This window comes from Paenibacillus sp. SAFN-117 (assembly GCF_051966115.1).
GTDB lineage: Bacteria > Bacillota > Bacilli > Paenibacillales > NBRC-103111 > Paenibacillus_L > Paenibacillus_L residui.
Genome location: NZ_JBQCLK010000071.1, coordinates 1 through 5,279, shown reverse-complemented (window position 1 = coordinate 5,279; position 5,279 = coordinate 1). Strand labels below are relative to the sequence as shown.

The window sequence follows — 5,279 nt, the reverse complement described above, 5'->3', positions numbered from 1 at the left end:
TATTTCCAGATCCTGTAGGGCTAAAAGCGGATACCGTCTAAAGACGGTGGAGTTGAACCTCGCTTTTGGAAGTTAAACTACCTGTTCCGGGAATGACCGTTTAATGCGTTATTCAGTCCGGCAATCAACGCTTCGTTATCTTCCCTTAACCGGACAGCAATCCGGCAGTATTTCTCGTTCAACCCGGGAAACAGGGAGGCATCGCGGATCAATATTCCTTGCGCCCCCATACTTGCCTGCAATTGCTTGACGTTCTGGCCGAACCGATCCGGAATGGAGAACAGCACAAAATTGGTATCACTCGAATAAACAGTCATGCCGAGCCTCGTCAGCTCGGACGACAGCCACGCCCGTTCGTCCTGCAGCCAAGCCTTGGTCCCGGCCGCATACTCCAGGTCGTCCAGAACGGCCTCCCCGATCCGTTGAGCCAGGGAGTTGACCGACCACGGAATTTGCAAACGGCTCATCGCCTCAACGATCCGGGGATGTGCGACGGCAAAGCCAAGCCGTATCCCCGGAACGGCATAAAACTTCGTCATCGAACGGATAACGATGAGCGACTCGGCCTCCGGCGCCCGGGCAATCAGGCTGACCTCTTCCTCTGCGGGGACAAAGTCCACGAACGCCTCGTCCAATATAACGTTCCGTCCGCAATCGGAGAGAATGGCAAGCGTCTCTTTGCTTAACAATCGTCCGGTCGGGTTGTTCGGATGACCGAGAAACAGCGTGTCGCAGCAATCAACAGCATTCAGCAAATCCTGCTTCCGCAGCTCGAAGCCATTCTCCGGATCAAGAGGCAGGTCATATACCCTCCCCCCTGTTTTCTCTATGGCCTCCTCGTATTCCGAGAAGCAGGGCCGGGCCAATCCGGTCATCTGCGGCCTAAGCACCCGCACGGCCAAATCGATGCATTCCGCGGCGCCGTTGCCGACGAGGATGCTCTCTTCCGGTATCCGATAGACGGAAGCCAGCTTGGCTCGAAGCTTCCTTACTCCCGGATCGGGATACCGGATCAACTCCTTCGCGTACTCGGCAACGAGCCGCTCAACGGCCGCCGGCGGACCGAACGGATTCATGTTCGAGCTGAAATCAATAAATTGATCGCCCGGCAAGCCGAAAGATTGTTGCGCGGTCAGTAGATCTCCGCCATGACCGTATTTTTCAAGCATCATTCTTCAGTCTCCTTGCATTCCAAGATCATTTATAACGTTCCCAGCATAAGGACGACGGCGGCAAGCTGAAAAAGCTCACAGCCTTCGTTGACGGCACCGTAAGTATCGCCGGTTAACCCGCCGAGCTTCGAGTTCAGGTAGGAGGCTGAGGCCCAGCCCGTCACTCCGGTAACGGCAAGCAGCAAAGCGGTGCCGCCCAGTATACGAGGCCAACCCCAGCCGAACAGCAGAAACACCGCGCCTGTAAGAAGAAGCGCCAGCAGGGCGACGAACCAGACATGCTTGCTCCCGACCTCACGATATACGGAACCCATCCCGCTGTCTCTGCGCGCATAAGGCCAGCCGACAATGGCCGCGACCATAAAGGCGCGGCTCCAGATCGGTATGCAGATGATGAAGGCGGCCCCCCATGTCCAGTGCATGTCCAACAGAGTATACAGGAAGGACAGCTTGAGCAGAAGATAAAGAACGCCGGCTATTACTCCCATAGCTCCGACCCGGCTGTCTTTCATAATTTCCAGCATTTGCTCCCGGGGCCGATGGCTTAGAATACCGTCGGCGGTATCCATCCATCCGTCCAGATGAAGCGCCCCCGTCAAGAATACCCAAAGTGCCAGCAGCACGGCGGATGCCGGAAATGCGGGCAGCCAAGCGTGAGCCAATGTGCCGGCAGCAGCGAGAACGAGGCCGATGGCCAAGCCCGCTACGGGGTAGAATAGAACGCTTCTCCGGAATACCTCCCCGGTATAGCGAACTGCAACCGGGCAAGGAAACCGGGTCAGCAGTTGAAAAGCAGCCGCACAGCTATGCAGAATCGCGACTAGCCGATGATTACCGCTATCCACAGACACACCACTCCCCCCAAGATTAAATCCGCCGTCCGGTATAACAGCAGGACCGTCCCCATAATGTGCTCCCGGTTCAAAGGCTGTATCGGCCAGCCCATCCCCGCCCGCTCGCTGATTACGCTGCCGTACCGGTTGCGGCCGCCGAGCCGGACTCCCATCGCTCCTGCCGCAGCCGCCTCCGGAATGCCGCTGTTCGGGCTCGGATGAAGCCGGGCAAAGCGGATAATGCTCATCCATGCCCGACGAGCCGACATGCCGCGGGTGACCCAAGCAGCTATAACGAGCAGCAAGCCGGTCACACGGGCGGGAAACCAATTAAGCACATCGTCCAGACGGGCAGAGAACCAGCCGAAATGAAGGTAGCGCTCATTCTTATAGCCAACCATCGAATCCAGCGTATTGGCTGCCCGATAGGCCATGGCCAACGGCGCTCCTCCGAGCAAAGCGAAGAACAGCGGAGATACGACCGCATCCACTGTATTCTCGGCAACCGTCTCAACCGCGGCTCTCGCGATTTCCCGCTCATCGAGATGGTCCGTATCCCTTCCTACGATATAACCGACGTAGGTACGCGCCTCCCCGAGATTTCCGGAAGACAACGGCTTATAGACGAGCAGAGCGGCATCTTTAAGCCCTTTAATTGCAATCGTGGTCGAAATGAACCATGTATTGACCGCGTAGCCCAGCCAAGGATGAATGGCGGAAGCCGCCGCCACGATCCCCCACAGCACGGCAAAAGATGCAGTGACCGTTGTCGCCGCCAGCACGGCGCCCCGGAAGCGAAGCGCCGCGGCCGGGAGTGAAGGCGAAGCCCCTTCCCGATGCAGGACGGCCTCGAGCCGCTTGATCAACCGGCCTATCCAAATGACCGGGTGAGTGGGCCATCGGGGATCTCCGATCCAACGGTCCAGCAGTATGGCCGCAGCCAGCATCCACAATATTTCCTGCAAGCTAAATAACAGCAGAGCTCATCCCACCTTAAGCCCAACGCTAATCCAAGCGGAAAGCGATGCTTTTCAATTCGACGGCAATTCCTGCCGTCACCAGGAAGACCTGCCGGCTGACGGAAGCGATCCTTTGATTCATCCTGCCAGCCAAGTCACGGTACAGTCTTCCCAACGGATATTCGGGAACGATGCCGCTTCCGACCTCGTTCGATACGAGCAGCACGGTTCCCGGATAACCGTTCAATGCCTCCGCCAGCTCGTCGATCTTCCGCTCGACCCGTTCAGCGGCATCCGGTTCTCCTTCGAAGCGGAGGAGCCAGTTGGACAGCCACAGGGTCAAGCAGTCTATCAAGACGACTTGCGTCCGGGAACCGGAACAATTTCCAGCGGAGGCAGGAATCCCATACGGGCTCCCTTCCGGCTGGGTGCGGTGTAACGTTATCGCATCTCCGGAAGGAGCCGGCTGGCCCCCCCGCCCTCGTAAGGGCGCATCTTCATGGACAACGCCATCGGCCTGCCTTCCCTCCGAGGAGTTCGAGGCTGTCCATGCCTGTTCCCGCGCAAGGTCTTTCGCCAGCATATCGGCCAAATGGTACGGCTCCTCCAGCGTCACCCACGAAAACCCTGCCTCATCCCGCCGGCTGCGATGCCGGCGAACGCGGTCCGCCATTTCATCATCGTAAATTTGCGCGGTCGCCACGTAGATGCCGTTTGTCCCCAGCCGGGCGGCATACTGCTCCGCAAATTTACTCTTGCCGCTGCGGGCTCCTCCCGTTATCAACACGATCATTCCCGTCCCTCCGCTCCACCGTATTCTTGCGTCCATGCCATTAATAATGGTTAGTCGTGACATATCCACCAAGCCTGTAATGTCGACTCCGTTAATCGTGACATTCCGCCGCCAGCATTCGACCCTTTAGCCGCAGCTTGCGGTCAGCCCTTGGATACTCCCGCACTTTCGAAGGTCGCCATCTCATTGATGATTTTCATTGCGGCCTCTACCAGGTGGAAACAGAGCACCGCGCCTGTCCCTTCCCCGAGCCTCATATCCATATGAATCATCGGCGCGAGGCCGATCGCTTCCAGCAGCTTGCCGTGCCCCTGCTCCCGCGACAGATGAGACGCGAGCATATACCCGACGGATAATGGAGCTATCCGCGCAGCGACCAGGGCGGCGGCGGAAGAGATGAAGCCGTCGATCACGATCGGGCAGCGGCGCGCGGCGGCCCCCAGGATGACGCCGACCAGGCCGGCAATCTCGAAGCCGCCCAGCTTGGCCAGCACATCCAGCGGATCGTGCGGATCGGGCCGATTCGCTTCGATCGCCCGGCGGATGACATCCTGCTTGTGCTGCCAAGTGGCGTCATCGATGCCGGTGCCGCGGCCGGCCGCCTGATCGGGGCCGACTCCGGCGAGCACCGACAGCAGCGCCGAGCTGGCCGTCGTATTGCCGATCCCCATCTCCCCCGTTGCGAACAAACGGAAGCCTTGATCGGCCAACCCGCCTACCAGCTCGAAGCCTGCCTGCACCGCCTGCGCCGCCTCCTGCTTCGACATAGCCGGCCCTTTCGCCATATTGCTCGTTCCCTTGCGAATCTTGCGGTTGACCAGGCCCGGATGGTCCATATCGGCGCAGACGCCCATATCGACGCAGATCACTTCCGCCCCGGCATGTCTCGCCAGCACATTGACAGCTGCACCGCCGTTCAGGAAGTTCTGCACCATCTGGGGCGTCACTTCCTGCGGGAACGCGCTGATCCCTTCTTCACATACTCCGTGATCCCCGGCCATGACGATCACCGCCTTCTTGCCGAGAATTCCTTCGCCAGCCTTGCCGGTCTCGTAGCTACCCGTCATTCCAGCTACCTGCCTGGCAACGGCTTCCAGCTTGCCGAGGCTCCCCGGCGGCTTGGTCAGCGAATCCAATCTTCGCTGTGCAGCCTCCATCGCCTGCTCGTCCAACGGCCGGATTTGTTCTATGTATTGTCGGATGATGTCCATGCTTTTCCTCCCCTATCCATGCGGTGATTGAATGAACCCTTCGTGTCCAATCGCCAAGTTTGACATCGGACAACCGAAACGCTATTCTCCCGGAGGTCCGGGATTTCTATAAAGCTCGGCTCGTTGCCTGGCTTCCTTATATCCCATCCATACTTTTGCATTATGGTTTGTATTATACAGGGTGCACCAGGTTTGCTCCACCTTGGAATACGCTCCCTGTTCCATTTGAATTAATAACTCAACTTTCGCAGAGCGAAAATCGGCATAATTGCATGATGTGACTGAACTAACGGTGAATGTAATACTGAGGT

At 58.3% G+C, this 5,279-nt stretch carries 6 protein-coding genes; all 6 read right to left on the bottom strand.

What is annotated here, in order from left to right; genetic code table 11:
• Positions 1 to 77 precede the first annotated feature (77 nt).
• Positions 78 to 1,172 (bottom strand): threonine-phosphate decarboxylase CobD, encoded by a 1,095-nt coding sequence (gene cobD / locus ACTHRH_RS25465; RefSeq protein WP_313960605.1) that lies wholly within the window; start codon positions 1,170 to 1,172, stop codon positions 78 to 80.
• A gap of 29 nt (positions 1,173 to 1,201) precedes the next feature.
• Positions 1,202 to 2,017 (bottom strand): adenosylcobinamide-GDP ribazoletransferase, encoded by an 816-nt coding sequence (gene cobS, locus ACTHRH_RS25460; protein ID WP_144939992.1) that lies wholly within the window; start codon positions 2,015 to 2,017, stop codon positions 1,202 to 1,204.
• On the bottom strand, positions 1,993 to 2,985 hold the full coding sequence (cbiB, locus tag ACTHRH_RS25455; RefSeq protein ID WP_144939990.1) for an adenosylcobinamide-phosphate synthase CbiB: 993 nt from the start codon (positions 2,983 to 2,985) through the stop codon (positions 1,993 to 1,995). The genes cobS and cbiB overlap by 25 nt, the downstream gene beginning before the upstream one ends.
• 25 nt (positions 2,986 to 3,010) lie before the next feature.
• Positions 3,011 to 3,757, bottom strand: a complete 747-nt coding sequence (locus ACTHRH_RS25450; RefSeq protein WP_144939988.1) for a bifunctional adenosylcobinamide kinase/adenosylcobinamide-phosphate guanylyltransferase — start codon at positions 3,755 to 3,757, stop codon at positions 3,011 to 3,013.
• 143 nt (positions 3,758 to 3,900) lie between these two features.
• Complete coding sequence (cobT, locus tag ACTHRH_RS25445) at positions 3,901 to 4,968, bottom strand: nicotinate-nucleotide--dimethylbenzimidazole phosphoribosyltransferase (protein WP_440418244.1); 1,068 nt, start codon at positions 4,966 to 4,968, stop codon at positions 3,901 to 3,903.
• An 81-nt stretch (positions 4,969 to 5,049) separates the two neighbouring features.
• The coding region (locus ACTHRH_RS25440; RefSeq protein ID WP_440418242.1) for a hypothetical protein at positions 5,050 to 5,279 on the bottom strand (230 nt) is incomplete at its 5' end.